Source organism: Hyphomonas pacifica, assembly GCF_000682675.1.
In the GTDB taxonomy this organism is placed as follows: Bacteria; Pseudomonadota; Alphaproteobacteria; order Caulobacterales; family Hyphomonadaceae; genus Hyphomonas; species Hyphomonas pacifica.
In genome coordinates this window covers 1-15,807 of sequence record NZ_AWFA01000027.1, presented here as the reverse complement: position 1 = coordinate 15,807, position 15,807 = coordinate 1, and the positions used below count along the sequence as shown (strand labels likewise).

Below are 15,807 nucleotides of genomic sequence, written 5' to 3'. Positions count from 1 at the left end.
ACTCTTCTGTGAAGTCAAACCGGCCTGTCGGCACCCTTTAGAGCTGCTAAAAGCAGATCTGCAGGCAAAAACATCAACCGCGGCCCGTCTGTCCAGCACAGCGCAGCCCGTACCGTGCGGCCTGGATAGGCCTGCCTCAGCACTGCCCAATAGGCCCCCATCTGCGCCATATAGGTGTCTGCAACACCGTCCGGCGTCTCCGGTGCAGGCTGGTCTGTCTTGAAGTCAACGATCAGAACATCGCGGTCCGTGACCACCAGACGGTCCACCCGGCCATTGATGACCAGCCCTTTCGGCAATTCCGGCGCGGTGCCAACGATGGCCGCTTCCGCCCGTCCGCCCGGTGCGAACAGCGCCTTCATCTCCGGTGCCTGAAGCACGGCCATGGCCGCTTGCTTCATCTCCAGGCGGTCTTCCGCTTCCAGCTCCGGCAGGCGTTCAAGATAGGCCTCTGCGGCGGCATCTCTCCGCTCAGGCGGCAGCTGCGGCAGGTATTCGAACAGGGTATGGATGATGCGGCCCCGGCGCAGGCGCGCTTCTCGTGTCTTGCCGAATGGGGCAAGGACCGGCGTCTTCTGTCCAAGCAGGGTCGTCGCCGCACTGTAGCGCCTCGCTGCCCCAGCTTCCGGCGGCGCGCGGAACACCCAGTCCGGAAGTGTGTGGCGGTCTTCTTCCGGCCCAGCCCCGTCAATCGACAGCGGTGTCAGGTCGCCATAGCGCATCATGCCGTCTTCATCAGCTTCTACGCCCAGCCGGTTCATCGCCCTCTCGCACAGGGCATACCAGCTGCGGGCATGATAGCCAGGCGCCGCGGCGCCATGCCAGTGTCCGGCAATGATCAGCCTGTCCTGCGCCCGCGTCAGCGCCACATAGAGCAGCCTTCGGAACTCCTCCTCAGACTTCGCATTGGCAATCGCCCGCGCCAGTGCTGCACCCGGAATATCGCCATCCTTGCGGGGGGACCAGATGGGCAAGCCATCCACATCGAACAGGGTGTCAGACACAGTCTTCGGCCCCGCAGTCGTATCCGGCATTACGACAACGGGGGCCTGCAGACCTTTTGCGCCGTGTGCGGTCATCACCCTAACCTGCCCTTCCGGGGCGGCGAGGTCCCGCTTGATCTCGACCGTTTTGGATTCCATCTCGGCCACGAAGGCCTGCATGGAGGATGGCCCAGTCGCATCAAAGGCCTGCGTCCGCGCGATCAGCGCCTCGACCGGATCATGTGCTGGCGTGCCCAGCCGCGCATTGATCTTTTCCCACCCCGTCGTGCCATCTGCAGCCGGTACGTCCAGAACCGCAGACAGGAATTCAAAGGGCGGCAAATGGCGCTGCGCCAGCAGGCCGGACAAGAATGCCGCTGCCTGCTGTACTTCCGGCCGCGCGTCTGCCTGCATCCGGGACCACAACGTTTCCCCGCGCCCGCGCTCCGCCCCGAAGCGATAGAGATAGCGGTCATCATCCACAAAGCCGACAAATGGCCCGCGCAGGATCTCCGCCAGCGTCAGATCGCGCTCCGGCCTAAGCGCAAAGCGCATCAGATTGAGGCAATCCTGCACACCGATATGGTCTGTCAGCTTCAGCCGGTCCGCGCCCGCCACTGGCAAGCCTTCGGACTTCAGCGCTGAAATCATCGCATCGAACAGACCGCCCGTCCGACTGCGGACCAGAATGAGAATATCCTCGGCGCGCATACGGCGGCGCTTCCAGTCCCGGTTCGGCAATTCTTCCCAAACGGTTTCGCCCCGGTCGACCATCTCGCGTAATTGCCGCGCAATCTGTTTGGCCAGCCGCGCCTTGGGAGAGGATGAGCGCATTGCATTCACGGGCCGGGACCAGGCGTCTTCATCCACCTCTTCCGCGCGTTCCTCCACCGGCCACAGCTCAACCAGCCCCGGCTGGTTTGCCCGGCGGGCCGTGTGCTTCACCTGCTCTGCAGAGAAAGGTGGGTGACTATCAGCCGCCACATCCACAGGCGGCGCAGAATTCCAGACGGCATCCACATAGGACAAGACTTCCGGAGACGAACGAAATGACATCTCCATGGTGAGAGAGCGCAGTTCCGGGTCCATCTTGCCCTTTTCCTGCTCCTGCGCACGCAACTGGGCGGGCTCAGCCCCCTGGAAGGAATAGATGGACTGTTTCTCATCGCCCACCACGAAAAGTGTTCGCGGGTCTTGCTGGCGCTCGGCGCCCTGGCCGGAGAAAAATTCCTTCGTCAGTTCCGAGATCAAATCCCATTGCAAGGGGCTCGTATCCTGCGCCTCATCCAGCAGAACGTGGCTGATGCCGCCATCCAGCTTGTATAGCACCCAGTCAGACATGCCCCGGCTTTTCAACAGATCATGCGTGCTGCGGATCAGATCATCAAAGTCGAGCGCGCCGCGCTTGCGCTTTTCCTGCTGATAGGCGCGCACAGCCGGCAAGCCAACCTTCAGCAGCGCCATATTGCGCTCCACTGCCGCCGCAAGGCGCAGCTTTTCCGCCAGCTCAATCACGCGGCTGACCTCCGACCCGATCGGGTCCGCCGTCGAGAACAGGCCGACCACATTGGCATCTTTCCCGGCCCCGGCATTGTAGAGCCGCGAATAAGGCTTCTGCGTGCCGAAAAACGCACCCTTATAGGCCTCCCATCGCGCCTCTGCAGTCTCTGCCAGCAAGGCGGCCTCCACCGCCGCGGCCGTGCGCATGTCATCGCGCTTGCCGGACGCATGTAGAGAGATCAGCGCCTCCCGCAGGGCTGTGACGGGCATCTCCTCGCCCATGGCCAGATCCAGAATGTCAGCTGTGCTGCCTTCCGGCGCGTTCAGACCCTCACGCAGGGCCCGCTCCATCCGGTCAGAATCAAATTCATGCGCTTGGGCGAAATCCAGGAAGGGCTGGATACGATAGCGCATGGCGTTCAAGGGCAGGTCCGCGCCCTCATGCCCTCCTTCCGTGGCCAGAAGATCCAGCGCCTCCGGATGTTCCTCCTGCGCCTTCAGCACGGCCGCGCCGCGCGCCTGCCGCCAGATCGCGTCGGCCTCGTCTTCCTCAATCTCTGTAAATCCCGGCAGGACGCCTGCCTCAAGCGGGAAGCGCCGCAGAATACGCGCGCAGAAGGCGTGGATCGTCTCAATCCGCAGGCCGCCTGGCGTTTCCAGAGCGCGCGCAAAAAGCGCCCGCGCCCCGCGCAGATCATCCGCCGTATAGGCCGACTTGTCCCGCCCTTCGAGGCGCGAGAGTTCTTCGCGCAGCTTCTCGTCCCGCATGATCGACCATTTGCCGAGCGTGCGGAACAGGCGCGACAGCATCTCGTTCGCGGCCGCCTTGGTGTAGGTGATACACAGAATGGAGTCCGGCCGCGCACCTTCCCGGCCATCCTCCCGGCGCAGCAAAAGGCGCGCCACGCGGTCAATCAGAACCTTGGTCTTGCCGCTACCGGCATTCGCCATCACGAATACGGGATAAGCAGGATCGGCAGAAGACAGCTGCGCCGCATTGGCCCGGCGGTAGTCTTCTGTATCCGGAGGGGTCACAGGCATCATGTCGTCAGCCATCGCTTGCCTCCCCGTCCTCGGTATCCCCCGCCCATTCGGCGCGGCGGGCCAGCAGATTGAAGCCATTGTCATATTTGACAAACTTCACACGCGGCGCTGACAGGAAAGCCGCAGACGGATTGCGATATTGCACGATCAGGCGCCGCAACCCCTCCTCGGCGATCTCTGCCATCTCTGCCGGGTCAGACGGCAGATTATGCTTGCCGCCCAGCGTGAACGCATCCGGCTTGGCCTTGAAGGCCACATAGTGCAGCTGGTCCACGCGCGCGGCAGGCACCTTCTCATAGCCGCCCTTCTGCGCGATCAGCGCCTGCAGCGGCATCTGCTGGCTAAGCCCTGCGCCGACTTCCTTCTCGCGCGGCGGATTGCCGGTCTTAAAATCCACGATGACAATCTCTCCGGTCGAATTCATCTCGATCCGGTCAGCTGTCGCGCTAAGGCGGAACGGTCCGCCATCCAGCTCCAGTTCGATATTGCCGCGCACCTCGAATTTCGGCTTGCCGCCGCCGACATCACGATCTTTGCGCCAATTGACATACCACTCAGACGTGCGCGCCCAGACCGCCTTGCGCGCTGCCCAGGCTTCTTCGGTCTCACCAACGCGCATCAATTCGCGGTGCAGCAATTCCAGAAGATAGTCCGCTGTCTTGGGCTTGCCGGCTTCCTCAAAATCCTCCAGCGCCTTGTGCACCGCCGTGCCGCGCGGGGCGGGCCCGAGATCGCCGCCCAGCGGGTCAATTCTTACAAGCCCCAACACCTGTTCGGCCCACAGAGCATAAGGATCACGCTGCAGCGTATCCACGCGCGTAACGGAGAGCTTCTTGGGCCAGCCTTCCGGCCGGGCGGTCGGCACAGGCTCTGCAGAGAAATCTTGCGCCAAGGCATCGACGCCCAGTTGCTTCAACGCTTCTGAAAGCTTCAGCGGGTCCAGACCCTCAGGGCTCAGCATCGCCTTCGCCTTGTCGTCCAGCGCGCCTTCGGCCAGCGTCTTCAAGCGCCAGACCCAGCGAGACGCCACGGCTGGTGCATCATTGCGGCGCGCGGAATACACCAATGTCACATCGGGCGCAGAGGCCAGCTGTGCAAAGTCATGCGCTGCAAGGCCCATCCGGTCTTCCGGGTCGCTCAGGCCCAATTCCTTGCGGAAGTGGCGGGGCAAAAACGCATCCGGCGCAGGGCGCTTAGGCCAGACACCCTCATTGAGGCCCGCCAGAATAACACGGTCAGCTGACTGTAGACGCGCTTCCAGAGGCCCCCAAATGAAGAGGTGCGGATGTTCATCCTGCTTCAGGCTGACCGTCATCTGTGCGGCCTGCGCGTTGACCAGATCGGCCAGTGCAGCTGGCGGCATCGGCGTCAGATATTCAGACACTTCACTGACGAATTCCATCAAGCGGCTCGCCGCTGCACCATCTTCCCCGGCCCATGGCAAGGGCGTCTCACTAACTGCCGCCGCGAGCAGCGCAATCCGTTCCAGCCCGTCACCGCCGAAAATGTCTGCCCTCTGGCTGAGGTCCGCTCCGGTACCCTTAAAGATGGCAAGCAGCTTACCGACAAGGGCTTCGGCCTCTGCCTGGTGGTCCACCGTGAAATTCGGATAAGGCTCAATCTCGTGACGTGTACGGATGCTCTCTCTCAGTCCTTCCAGACTGGTCCAGCGGCGCGGGCCGCGCAGGAAGTAAAGCTCCAGATTTGACAGGCCCGGTAAAGGCGCGGCCAGTGCATGGTTTAAAACCGATACAAGCAGGGTCGGGTCGGACGGATCCGTTGCCCATTGCGCGCACAGGCCAATGAAGCTGCCCGCCAGGGTGCGGCTGAGCGGCATGCCTGCCGATGGCGGCGCGTCCACACCCCAGCGCCGCAGCAAGGCAGAGACCCGCCGGGCCAGCCCCGCATCCGGCGTGATCAGCGCCGCAGAGCGTCCTGCCTCTTCTAGCGTCTCGCGCAGGATCAGCGCCACCGACGCCGCCTCATCGGCTTCATCCGCCGCCTCGATGATGGACAGGCCCTGCAGCGCATCCGCCGCAAAGGCTTCGACACTGACCTCCGCAGCTGCGGCCAGTTTGTCCAGCGTGTCGCGCCAGTCAGCTGTGGCGTCCGCCGGGGCGAGCGCTTCGTGGATCATCCGCCTTCGGGCTTGCCGGTCGCGTGCCAGCGACGCGCCCGGCCATTGCGAGACGGCCTCCGGCGCTACGTTCAGATGGCCCAGTGTCTGGAACAAGACATTCTGCGGGTGGCCAACCTCGCCAAGTATGGAGACGCGCGCTTCTTCATCCGCATCAAGATCAAGACCCGGCAACACAACCATACCGCGCGGCAATTGCAAGGCCGCTTTCATCAGCTCCCGCCCAGCCGGAGTTGCGCCCGTGGAACCTGCAATGATTACAGGTGCCTCAGGCGGATGCGCGAGCCACGCCTCCGCCGTGGCCTTCGCGGCCTTAAGGCGTCGCTCCAGCGGATCAGACACGCCCTGCTCTTCCAGCAAGGCAGGCCAGGCCGTGGTGATGATCTCCAGAAATCTGGCGGAGCTTTCCCAGTGCCGGGCAAGGTCTGCATCTTTCACCAGATTGGGCAGTTCCTTCCAATCCGTATCCGGACTGAGGTGCGACTGATCCAGAAGGCGCGACAACTCCATTGCCGCAGACAGGGCAGACGAGGCCGGCAGCTCCGTCTCGTAATTCACCCGGTAGAATGTCTGCACCATGGAGGCCAGCAGGCCGAGCCGCTTGCCGGACGACAGGGCCGGCGGCAGGTCGATCAGGCTACTCTCGGCAACCGGCGGCAGGTCGTCACTTTCCAGATCGCCCAGCGCGCGGATCTCCGGCGGCAGGATCGGGCTCTCATAAGCGGCTTCGAATAGGGCTGCTGACAGGGCCCGCGCCGAACGCCGGTTCGGCACATAGATGATCGCATCGGCCAGGGCATCCGGGTGCGTAGACAGGTGAACGTCCTCAGCCAGCGCCTTTGCAAAGACTTTCAGAAAGTCCTCTCCCGGAGGAACGGTCCAGACCGTTGGTCTCCCCGTGCCGAACAGCTTCCCGTCACTCGCCATGGCACATCAACCACATTTCGGCATCCTTGACCGCTTGCGGATCGCCCACATGCAGCCAGAAATCATCCAGCGGCAGGCCATGCAGCCGCCCGGCCTCCACCAGAGGGCCCCAGATACGCCATGCCACAGAGTAGGGTTCGACAGGCTGGGACAGGAAGGCCTGCGGCTTCAGGATGCGCACACCTGCATAGGCCCATGGCGCCGTCGGCGCATCCCCGCGCCGGGTCAGGCGGCCCGCTTCATCGCGCAGGAAATCCCCCGCCCCGGCAAAGCCGAGACAACGCTGCGTGTCTGCCAGCAGCAGCAGCTCGTCCATCTGGTCCGGATCAAACGCCGCTGCCATGTCCAGCAAGGGCTTTGGCGACAGGCTGCCCCAGAAGGCATCTGTATTCACCACGAAGACAGGCTCTTCACCCAACAGCGGCGCTGCCTTGGCCAGCCCCCCGCCTGTCTCCAGCAATTGGTCTCGCTCATCGGAATAGATTATCTCAAAGTCATCGCGGTCAGAGAGGTGCTGCTCGATCATGTCAGCGCACCAATGCACATTCACGACAAGGCGCTTCACCCCGGCCGCGTTCAGCGGGTCCAGCAACCGGTCCATCAGGGCCTTGCCATTCACCTCGATCAGCGGCTTTGGCGCAGTGTCCGTCAACGGCCTCATCCGTGTGCCGAGCCCTGCGGCCAAAACCATGGCGGTATGCGGTATAGAAATGCTCATGCCAGCCCCGTAAAAACGAAAGGTGTCGCCTCGCGCACAAAGGCGGCCATCGACTGAAGCGCCGGGTGCTGAAGGTTTTTCGCCAGCACGTTCAGCTGCCTCGGCTGAAATTTGCCATAGCGCGGCTTGCCATCTTGATGCTGAAGGCGGGAAAAGACCCCCGCAATACGCAGGGCATTCAGCGCGCCAATCACGGCGAGACGCTCTTCAAAGGCCGCGCGGTCTTTCCCCGTGCCGTCCAGATAGTGACTGATGGCGGCCTCTTCGACATTCGGCGAAACCTCACGGCGGGCATCCTGCGTCAGCATGGCCATATCCCAGGCGTCCCAGCCCTTCACTGCGTCCTGAAAGTCCAGCAGGCCGATCCTGCCATCACCCAGCCACAGCAAATTCTCGGCATGGAAATCCCGCAGCGTAAGCGTGCGCGGAAAGGCCATGGCCTGATTAATCAACGCATCGCGTTCGGCTTCCCAACGCTGGCGCATCTCACCAGACAGCCTGTCCTGCCCGGCTTCCGCAGGCAGCCAGTCTGCATAGAGATCCGCATTGGTTGCGAGGGCCAGACGGTCAAATTCCAGAATGGGCCAGAGTTCGCCCTCATGGCTCAGCACATCCGGCACGGGATGCTGATGCAGGGCCACCAGCACATCCACTGCGGCAAGATAGGCGTCCTGCTCGGCCACACGGCCCGCCTCGATCTGGCGGGCGATCTCCTTGCGCTCTCCAAAATCCTCGATCAGGGCAAAGCCCAGTGCAGTGTCGTGCGCGTAAATCTCCGGTGCCGCAAAGCCGAGTGCTCGCAAATGCTGTGCAATCAGAACGAAGGCATCGACCCGCGAGGCTGCGAGCCGCGTCTGCGCGTTCCAGCCCATCTGATTGCGGGCCTCATCGCTCGCATCCGGCGGGCAAGGGTCAGCTTCGATATGCGGGGCATCCATGACAATCGCCTTCGCACCGTCAGGGTGCACCAGGCGGATGTATCGCCGTGTTGAGGCATCCTGATCCAGCGGGTGCAGCTGAGCCTCATCCCAGCCATGCTTCGCCAGGAAGGATGCTATCTGCCGTTTGCGTTCGCTAGAATCGGAAGTCATCAATCCGTGTTTGCCAGTCTTCGCCACATGGCACCAGCCTTACAATCCGCTGGTCGCCGTCAAACTCAAGATGTATATCCAGACGCCAGGCGGGCAGCTGATCGCCCGACTTGTCCGGCCACTCCAGAATGGCAACGCCCTGGTCGGTCTCATCCCAGCCCAACTCGTGCAGGTCTTCCGGGCTTTCCAGGCGATAGAGGTCAAAATGCCAGATCGGGAAAGCATCCGTCTCGTAGATCTGGACCAGAGTATAGGTCGGGCTGGGAACCTCCTCATCCGCCCCCAGCAGAGACTGGATCAGACCACGCGTCAGCGTCGTTTTTCCGGCACCCAGCCCTCCATGCAACGCAAACACGTCTCCGGCGCGCATAATGGTTGCAAGAGCTGCCCCGAAGTCACGGGTTTTCTCGTCAGAGACAAGATGAAAGGTTTTCTCCATGAGTGCAGACATATAAAACAGCGAGGGGAAACGCCATCCTTTCCTGTTGTGTCTGCGGCATATGGCTTGATGACATGTCTTGCCGCAGCAGGCAGATTGGCGTACAAAATTGAAAAATGACGCTAGCGTCACGAATTATGGCGTCGAGCGAATATGGGGAGGGAAGGCTTGGATCTTTCGGACGCGAACAAGATTGTCATTTTAGGCGGTGGCCAGGCGGGAGCGCAGGCTATCCAGTCTCTCCGCATGGGCGGCTATGAAGGCGCCCTCACCTTGATCGGAGATGAGCCCTCCCTGCCCTATCAGCGCCCACCGCTTTCCAAGGCCTATATGAAAGGAGAGTTCGCCGAAGAGCGCCTCTTCTTCAAGCCGGCGGCCTGGTATGAAGACAATAATGTCGAACTGATCCTGTCGACCCCGGCCACTCGTATCGACCGCAAAAACCAAACCGTTGAAATGGCCCATGGCGCGCATATTGAGTATGACGCGCTGGTTATCGCGACAGGCTCGCGCCCGCGCAGCCTGCCGCTGGAAGGTGCAGACCTCGAGAATGTGCACGATCTGCGCGGACTGACAGATGTTGAGCGTATCCAGCCGCAAATGATCGAAGGCCGCAATATCGTCATCATCGGCGCAGGCTATATCGGCCTCGAAGCCGCTGCCGTCGCGCGCCAGATGGGCCTGTCCGCCACTGTTCTGGAAATGGCACCTCGTGTGCTGGCCCGCGTCACCAGCCCGGTCATGAGCGAATTCTATGAAGCCGAACATCGTCGCCAAGGCGTCGATATTCGCACCAATGCCCGCCTCGCCCGTCTTGAAGGCAAGGATGGCAAGGTGACGGCAGCCATTCTGGAAGACGGCACATCCCTGCCTGCCGATCTTGTTCTGGTCGGCATCGGCATCCTGCCAAATGAGGAGCTGGCCAATGAAGCCGGCATCGCCTGCAATAATGGCATTCTTGTAGACCGCGACGCGCGCACATCTGACCCGCGCATCTTTGCGGCGGGTGATTGCGCCAGCCGTCCGCTGGTCCATTATGGACGCTCCTCGCGTCTCGAAAGCGTGCATAATGCCATTGAGCAGGGAAAGCTCGCCGCTGCCGCCATTCTGGGTAAGCCCCGGCCGCCGGAAGACTGTCCCTGGTTCTGGTCTGACCAGTATGATCTGAAGCTGCAGATTGCCGGCCTCAGCCAGGGCTATGACCAGATCGTGCTGCGCGGATCGCCTGAAGAGCGCAAGTTCGCCGCCTTTTACCTCAAGAATGGCACACTGATTGCTGTAGATGCCGTCAACAGTGCCCCGGAATTCCTGGCCTCAAAAAAGCTCATCATGATGGGCGCAAAGGTTGAGCCGGATACGCTTAGCGATACAACAGTCTCAATGAAAGACATTGCCGCTGCTGCTGCAGCCTGAAGGAGAGAAACCCGCCCATGGCAAAAATCACCTATATCGACCACGATGGTACCGAGCGCGTCGTTGAAGCCAAAAACGGCGAAACGGTCATGGAAGCTGCCGTGAAGAACTCCATTCCCGGCATTGATGCCGATTGCGGCGGTGCCTGTGCCTGCGCCACCTGCCACGTCTATGTCGACCAAGCCTTCATGGACAAGGTTGGCGAGCAGGAAGAAATGGAAAAATCCATGCTGGACTTCGCTGAAAATGTTCAGGAAAACTCCCGCCTGTCCTGCCAGATCACTGTGTCTGATGAACTCGACGGCCTGCGCGTGACGACGCCGGAAAGCCAGCACTAGATCCGGACCACCATTCCAATTTCAAAGTACGCTCCGCGTCAAACCGGGGCGTATTTTTTTGGGTGCATGCCGCAAGGATAGATATTGGTTCCTTTTTGGAACCCGACTATCCTGCCCGGCGCAAGAGGATAGAAAGATGGACTTCAAAGAGCTGATGAACAGCGCGGCTGCTTCTGGCAATACGCGGCTCACCTTTCACGTTCCGGAAGACTGGATGCAGGGTCGCACCACCTATGGCGGCCTGACCGGCGCGATGTGCCTGCAGACGGCGCAACGCCTTGCTGGCGACCGGCCCATACGCTCTGCCCAGATTGCATTTGTCGGTCCGGTCTCTGGCGATGTAATCTGCCAGGCTGTTGTTCTGCGCGAGGGCAAGAATACGGTCTTCGTGAATGTCCGGATGACGGGCAGTGATGGCGTGGCAGCGGACTCCATTTTCGCCTTCGGCGCGCGCCGCGAGTCCGCACTTGACTTCGCCAACCTGTCCGCACCCAAGGTCACTGAGCCGGAGGAGACCGAAAGCTACTTCGGCGACAGCCCCATGCGCCCAGCTTTCACGCGGCACTTCAATATGCGTCTCGCCGCTGGCTCCCGCCCCATCTCGGGCTCATCTGAGGGAGACATAACCCTCTGGATGCGCCACAAGGATGACGCGCTGACGCCGGATGCGGTTTCGGTGCTGGCTCTCGCAGACGCCCCGCCACCTGCCGCGCTCTCCATGCTGTCAGGCCCGGCGCGGATCAGTTCCATGACATGGATGGCGGAATTCCTGACCGACGACATCCAGACCGATTATGGCTGGTTCCTGGCCCGCCACATCGCCGATACATCGCGCGATGGCTATAGCAGTCAGTCCATGATGCTGTGGAACAGACTCCGCGAGCCGATCATGATCGGGCGGCAAACCATCGCGGTCTTCGGCTAGGCAGGCCTACTCCTCGGGCTCTTTCGTATCATTGATAATCGGGCCTGGCTCCAGCACCTTTATGAGGGACGCGGGGACCTGTCCGGCCGGGCAGGCTTCGGTCAGGCGGTAGGCATTGCCTACAGCTGGCAGACCAGCCTGGGTGGTCGCGGGCGCAATGGTCTGCGACCGGAAAACCCAGCTCATGAAGAACATAACCACAATCGCCGCGCCCACCGCCGCGAGCGTGCCCCAGCCCATGCCGAGATCCTCCGCCTTGGCTGCCACACCGCCATTGGAACTTGCAGGGGATGCGGTCGCTTTCGTCACCGGACGGCTGGATGCGGCCTGGCTGTACTTGGAAGACGGCGCCCTGACGGAAGCTGCCGCCAGTGCCGCAGCCCCTGCTGCCTCCGCTGCTGGAGGCGGTTTGATGCCGAGGGCCTTCTCGCGCTTTTTCTTGTCGTCAATGGCCAGAGGGTCTTCGGGGTGAGCCTCAAGCCAGGCGTCACGCTCTTCCTCATCCTTGGAGCCCAAACCCATCCACTCACGCAGACCGGACCGGTTCTGGCGTTTGCCCAGCTCCTCGATCAGCTGATAAAAGCCTTCCGGCGTCTTGCGAGAGGTCATGCCCTCCAGCGAATAGCGCTTGTCCTGCTTGAAGGGCTGGTAGGGAATTGTCTTGTCGAGGCTCGCCTGCGCCAACATGCCGGGCCGGGAATGGCCGACAGAGGCCGCCGCGCGTACCCAGTCACTCTTCACCGCATTCTCGGACCAGATCACCAGCATGGACTCTGAATTGCCGGCATTGCGCGCATCTTTTGCGTCAAAGGTATTGTCGGTCTGCTTCTGATCGAACCAGACCTTGAACTTTAATGACCTCAAACGGCGCGCAACCAGCTTCGCCATGTCGCGATCTTCTATCGCGGAGACCAGGAAAACATCATATGCCATGCGTGTTACCTCTTGATGTAACCCGCCAAGCATACCCATAGACCTTACTAATTCCACCCAATTCCGCTGTAAGGCGATAAATCAGCCTGTTTTTCGATTGGAAATCCGGGTATTCGCGCGACGAGATAAATTATGAGGAGGCCGATATGGGCTTCAAATGTGGCATCGTGGGCCTGCCGAATGTCGGCAAATCCACTCTGTTCAACGCCCTGACCCAGACGGCAGCGGCGCAGGCGGCAAACTATCCCTTCTGCACGATCGAGCCGAATGTTGGCGAAGTGGCCGTGCCGGAGCCCCGCTTGGCGAAACTGGCCGAGATTGCCGGCTCCAAGGAAATCATTCCCGCGCGCATGAACTTCGTGGACATTGCAGGCCTGGTCGAGGGCGCCTCCAAGGGCGAAGGCCTGGGCAACAAATTCCTGGCCAATATCCGCGAGACGGACGCCATCATCTATGTGCTGCGCTGTTTCGAGAATGATGACATCACGCATGTCAGCGGTAAGGTGGACCCGATCGCCGACTATGAAGTCGTCGAGACCGAGCTGATGCTGGCAGATCTTGAGAGCCTGGAAAAGCGCAAAGCAGGTGTCATCAAGAAAGCCAATTCCGGCGACAAGGAAGCCAAGGCGCAGGTCGCCCTGATTGACTTGGCGCTGGCCGAACTGGTCGAAGGCCGCCCGGCTCGCCGCGCCGATGTCTCCAAGGACGACATGAAGGCCTGGAACATGCTGCAGCTGCTGACGTCAAAGCCCGTCCTGTTCGTGGCCAATGTCGATGAAGAGAGCGCAGCAGAAGGCAATGAATACTCCAAGCGTGTCGTGGAACGCGCCGCCGAGGAGGGCGCAGCCTGTGTCGTCATCTCCGCCCAGATCGAAAGCGAGCTGGCCCTGCTGGATGATGATGACCGCGCCGAATATCTGGAAACGCTGGGGCTGGAAGAGCCGGGCCTGACCCGCCTGATCCATACCGGGTACAATCTGCTGGGCCTGCAAACCTATTTCACGGTCGGCCCGAAAGAGGCCCGCGCCTGGACGATCCGCGAAGGCTGGACGGCGCCAAAAGCGGCCGGCGTCATCCATGGAGACTTTGAACGCGGCTTCATCCGTGCGGAAACCATCGCGTTTGAGGACTATGTTGCCTGTGGCGGCGAGAACGGCGCGAAGGATGCGGGCAAGATGCGCGCAGAGGGCAAGGAATACGTCGTCCAAGACGGCGACGTGCTACACTTCCGCTTCAACGTCTAGTCAGCGAGACCCCGTCCGGGCAATTGCCTGACGTGACCTCCACCCCTGACTATTGGGAAGACACGATTGTGAGAGCAGGCCTGTCTGCCTTCATACGTGCGATGTTGTCAGCAATCCAGTCAAAGGACTGGTTGACCCGCGCGACAGCATCACGCTGGGCAGACAACACGCTATCGCGGCCATCTGGCAGATAGAAATAGGGATTGGCTTCCCAGATCAAGATCGAGCCATTCGGACGAAGGCTGTAGTCCACTGCGGCAAAGTCCAGTCCCATAACGGCAACCGCCTTGACGAGTTCCTCATGCCCTTTCGGCACTTCGGCGAAATACTTTTTGTCCAGCCCGATCATCTCGTTCAGCAAGTGACGGTGATAGCCGAGGCGCCGCGCGAAATTCCGGCGCGGCCTCTCTTCGCGGGCGAACAAGGAATTGGACAGGCCGACGATACAATCCTTGGAAAAGAACAGGTGGCTGCCGATCACACGGTCCTGAAAAACAATGGCCCGGGCCTTGTGGTGAAAGCGGTAGAACAGGCTATCACTGTCCCAGCCCACACTGCGGTATTCATCGCGTACATCATAGCATTTCAGAACTACGGCTGGCAAAAGCGCCTCCAGATTCACCCGCTCTGCATCGCTTTTGGACGTGATCCGGATCACGTTTCTCTGGGCGTGCTCCTGATCGCTACGCATCAGGCAGGGAAACCCCACTTGCTCAATCGCTGAGGTCAGCTCGCTGGCATGCTGAACGGCAACCCCGCGGGCGCTTGGGACATCATGCTCATGCCAGATATGGGCCTGACGTGATTTGGTCGTCATGCTCAACGCATCGGGATGATTGATGATCTTGATGCCCGCGTCCTGGGCCGCCGTCGCGACCTCCAGGGCCTCCAGATAGCATTCCGGGTATTTCTGTTTCAGCGGGTCTCCCAGCCAGAAGATCACCAAGGATACATTTGTAAGGTCCGGCTTGCCGGTGCCGGTACGATGGATACGAATGTCCATTAGAAGCGGATTATCTGTCATGGCCAACCGGCGCAGAAAGGCATCCCCTGTCGGGACGCAGCGCCCACGTTTTTCCCCATGTGCTACAACCAGAATATTACCATTGTTCACCGGCTGATCTCTCCCACGATCCCATAAGAATACAAGATAAGCTGTTTTGCTTGTCCCTCTGCATTCACTAAGGCAATCGCCATGCCAGAAGCAGAAACCAGATCGGGGCTGGCCCTACAGGGTCCTCTGGACTAAATCGGGGCGGCCCATACGAACAGATCAGAGGCCCAGCAATGACGTCATCTTCCATTTACCTGAAACTCAATGACGAAACAGCCGAGATCATTCTGGACAAACCGGAGAAGCGCAACGCCCTGTCATCCGACATGTGGGACGCCATCCCAGCCCTGGTCGATCAGGCGGTTGCCGAGAAGGCGGTCAAGGTGATTATCCTGCATGGTGGCACAGCGGGGGCGTTCGCTGCCGGGGCGGACATTTCCGAATTCGAAGTGATCTACGCGACAGCGGAAACGGCGCAGGCTTCTGCCGATACAATTACGCGCGCCGTAAACAGTCTGGCCAATTGCCCGAAGCCTGTGATCGCTGCCATTGAGGGAGCCTGTGTGGGCGGCGGAGTCAGCCTGGCGCTAGCGACGGATTTGCGTATCGCGGCAGAGGGCTCGCGCTTTGCGGTGACACCGGCGCGGCTGGGCATCGTCTATCCAGCAGATGATACGCGCCGCCTGGCGGAAGTGGTCGGAGTGCCTCATGCGAAAGACATTCTGCTGACGGGACGCCTGTTCGAGTGTGAGGAAGCCTTCCGTATGGGGCTTATCAACCGGCTGGTGCCGAAGGGTGACTCACTGAAGGCGGCACATGAGATGGCCGAGGCAATTGGTGCCGTCTCGCAATGGTCTACCCGCGCAATCAAGGAGATGTTTGAAGGCGTCAACCAAGGCTGGGACAATGCCACACCTGAGGCAAACGCGCTGTTCCTGAATGGCTTCACGAATGAAGACTTCAAGGACGGGCACAAGGCATTCCTTCAGAAGCGCCCCGCCAAATTCACGTTTCGCTAAACGGACCTACGTTTCCACCAGCACTTTTGCCCGGCATGGCGG

Annotated in this window: 12 protein-coding genes; 5 read left to right on the top strand and 7 right to left on the bottom strand. The window is 61.0% G+C overall.

Annotated elements, in window-relative coordinates; all coding sequences use genetic code 11:
- Nucleotides 1-14 precede the first annotated feature (14 nt).
- Genes addA through tsaE form a run of 5 tightly spaced genes read right to left on the bottom strand, consistent with a single transcriptional unit; the run spans nucleotide 15 to nucleotide 8,851 of the window.
- Entirely contained in the window at nucleotides 15-3,539 is a 3,525-nt protein-coding gene (gene addA / locus HY2_RS09775; RefSeq protein ID WP_051594895.1) for a double-strand break repair helicase AddA, read from the bottom strand.
- Nucleotides 3,532-6,591, bottom strand: coding sequence for a double-strand break repair protein AddB (gene addB / locus HY2_RS09770; RefSeq protein WP_034827146.1), 3,060 nt, complete (start codon nucleotides 6,589-6,591; stop codon nucleotides 3,532-3,534). Before addB ends, addA begins: the two co-directional genes overlap by 8 nt.
- Nucleotides 6,581-7,309: a nucleotidyltransferase family protein gene (locus HY2_RS09765; RefSeq protein ID WP_081815007.1), complete on the bottom strand. Its 729-nt coding sequence runs from the start codon at nucleotides 7,307-7,309 to the stop codon at nucleotides 6,581-6,583. The genes addB and HY2_RS09765 overlap by 11 nt, the downstream gene beginning before the upstream one ends.
- Complete coding sequence (locus tag HY2_RS09760) at nucleotides 7,306-8,400, bottom strand: aminoglycoside phosphotransferase family protein (protein WP_034827144.1); 1,095 nt, start codon at nucleotides 8,398-8,400, stop codon at nucleotides 7,306-7,308. The genes HY2_RS09765 and HY2_RS09760 overlap by 4 nt, the downstream gene beginning before the upstream one ends.
- On the bottom strand, nucleotides 8,384-8,851 hold the full coding sequence (tsaE, locus tag HY2_RS09755) for a tRNA (adenosine(37)-N6)-threonylcarbamoyltransferase complex ATPase subunit type 1 TsaE (RefSeq protein WP_233346274.1): 468 nt from the start codon (nucleotides 8,849-8,851) through the stop codon (nucleotides 8,384-8,386). Before tsaE ends, HY2_RS09760 begins: the two co-directional genes overlap by 17 nt.
- Before the next feature lie 156 nt (nucleotides 8,852-9,007).
- On the opposite strand from tsaE, the gene HY2_RS09750 reads away from it, so the two are divergent.
- From HY2_RS09750 to HY2_RS09740, 3 genes are all read left to right on the top strand, one after another.
- Nucleotides 9,008-10,252 carry an NAD(P)/FAD-dependent oxidoreductase gene (locus tag HY2_RS09750; RefSeq protein WP_034827142.1) on the top strand — a complete coding sequence of 415 codons (1,245 nt, stop codon included), beginning with the start codon at nucleotides 9,008-9,010 and terminating at the stop codon, nucleotides 10,250-10,252.
- Between the two features lie 17 nt (nucleotides 10,253-10,269).
- Nucleotides 10,270-10,590, top strand: a complete 321-nt coding sequence (locus HY2_RS09745; protein WP_034827140.1) for a 2Fe-2S iron-sulfur cluster-binding protein — start codon at nucleotides 10,270-10,272, stop codon at nucleotides 10,588-10,590.
- A 136-nt stretch (nucleotides 10,591-10,726) separates the two neighbouring features.
- A complete protein-coding gene (locus HY2_RS09740; protein WP_034827138.1) occupies nucleotides 10,727-11,515 on the top strand; it encodes a thioesterase family protein in 789 nt (262 codons plus the stop codon).
- 6 nt (nucleotides 11,516-11,521) lie between these two features.
- On the opposite strand, the gene HY2_RS09735 is transcribed toward HY2_RS09740, so the two are convergent.
- Nucleotides 11,522-12,448 (bottom strand): toll/interleukin-1 receptor domain-containing protein, encoded by a 927-nt coding sequence (locus HY2_RS09735; RefSeq protein ID WP_034827137.1) that lies wholly within the window; start codon nucleotides 12,446-12,448, stop codon nucleotides 11,522-11,524.
- Between the two features lie 146 nt (nucleotides 12,449-12,594).
- Between HY2_RS09735 and ychF the strand changes: the two genes are divergently transcribed.
- Entirely contained in the window at nucleotides 12,595-13,692 is a 1,098-nt protein-coding gene (gene ychF, locus HY2_RS09730) for a redox-regulated ATPase YchF (RefSeq protein WP_034827136.1), read from the top strand.
- A 49-nt stretch (nucleotides 13,693-13,741) separates the two neighbouring features.
- Here the strand turns inward: ychF and HY2_RS09725 are convergent, their stop codons facing one another.
- Nucleotides 13,742-14,716, bottom strand: coding sequence for an ATP-grasp domain-containing protein (locus tag HY2_RS09725; RefSeq protein ID WP_146617192.1), 975 nt, complete (start codon nucleotides 14,714-14,716; stop codon nucleotides 13,742-13,744).
- Between the two features lie 263 nt (nucleotides 14,717-14,979).
- On the opposite strand from HY2_RS09725, the gene HY2_RS09720 reads away from it, so the two are divergent.
- Complete coding sequence (locus tag HY2_RS09720; protein WP_034827134.1) at nucleotides 14,980-15,765, top strand: enoyl-CoA hydratase/isomerase family protein; 786 nt, start codon at nucleotides 14,980-14,982, stop codon at nucleotides 15,763-15,765.
- Nucleotides 15,766-15,807: the final 42 nt, after the last annotated feature.

Coding starts and splice junctions, on each gene's coding strand:
- ychF (WP_034827136.1), top strand. CDS start 12,595: ATGGGCTTCAAATGTGGCATCGTGGGCCTGCCGAATGTCGGCAAATCC.
- HY2_RS09735 (WP_034827137.1), bottom strand. CDS start 12,448: ATGGCATATGATGTTTTCCTGGTCTCCGCGATAGAAGATCGCGACATG.
- HY2_RS09765 (WP_081815007.1), bottom strand. CDS start 7,309: ATGAGCATTTCTATACCGCATACCGCCATGGTTTTGGCCGCAGGGCTC.
- HY2_RS09760 (WP_034827144.1), bottom strand. CDS start 8,400: ATGACTTCCGATTCTAGCGAACGCAAACGGCAGATAGCATCCTTCCTG.
- HY2_RS09725 (WP_146617192.1), bottom strand. CDS start 14,716: ATGACAGATAATCCGCTTCTAATGGACATTCGTATCCATCGTACCGGC.
- tsaE (WP_233346274.1), bottom strand. CDS start 8,851: ATGTCTGCACTCATGGAGAAAACCTTTCATCTTGTCTCTGACGAGAAA.
- addA (WP_051594895.1), bottom strand. CDS start 3,539: ATGGCTGACGACATGATGCCTGTGACCCCTCCGGATACAGAAGACTAC.
- HY2_RS09740 (WP_034827138.1), top strand. CDS start 10,727: ATGGACTTCAAAGAGCTGATGAACAGCGCGGCTGCTTCTGGCAATACG.
- addB (WP_034827146.1), bottom strand. CDS start 6,591: ATGGCGAGTGACGGGAAGCTGTTCGGCACGGGGAGACCAACGGTCTGG.
- HY2_RS09720 (WP_034827134.1), top strand. CDS start 14,980: ATGACGTCATCTTCCATTTACCTGAAACTCAATGACGAAACAGCCGAG.
- HY2_RS09745 (WP_034827140.1), top strand. CDS start 10,270: ATGGCAAAAATCACCTATATCGACCACGATGGTACCGAGCGCGTCGTT.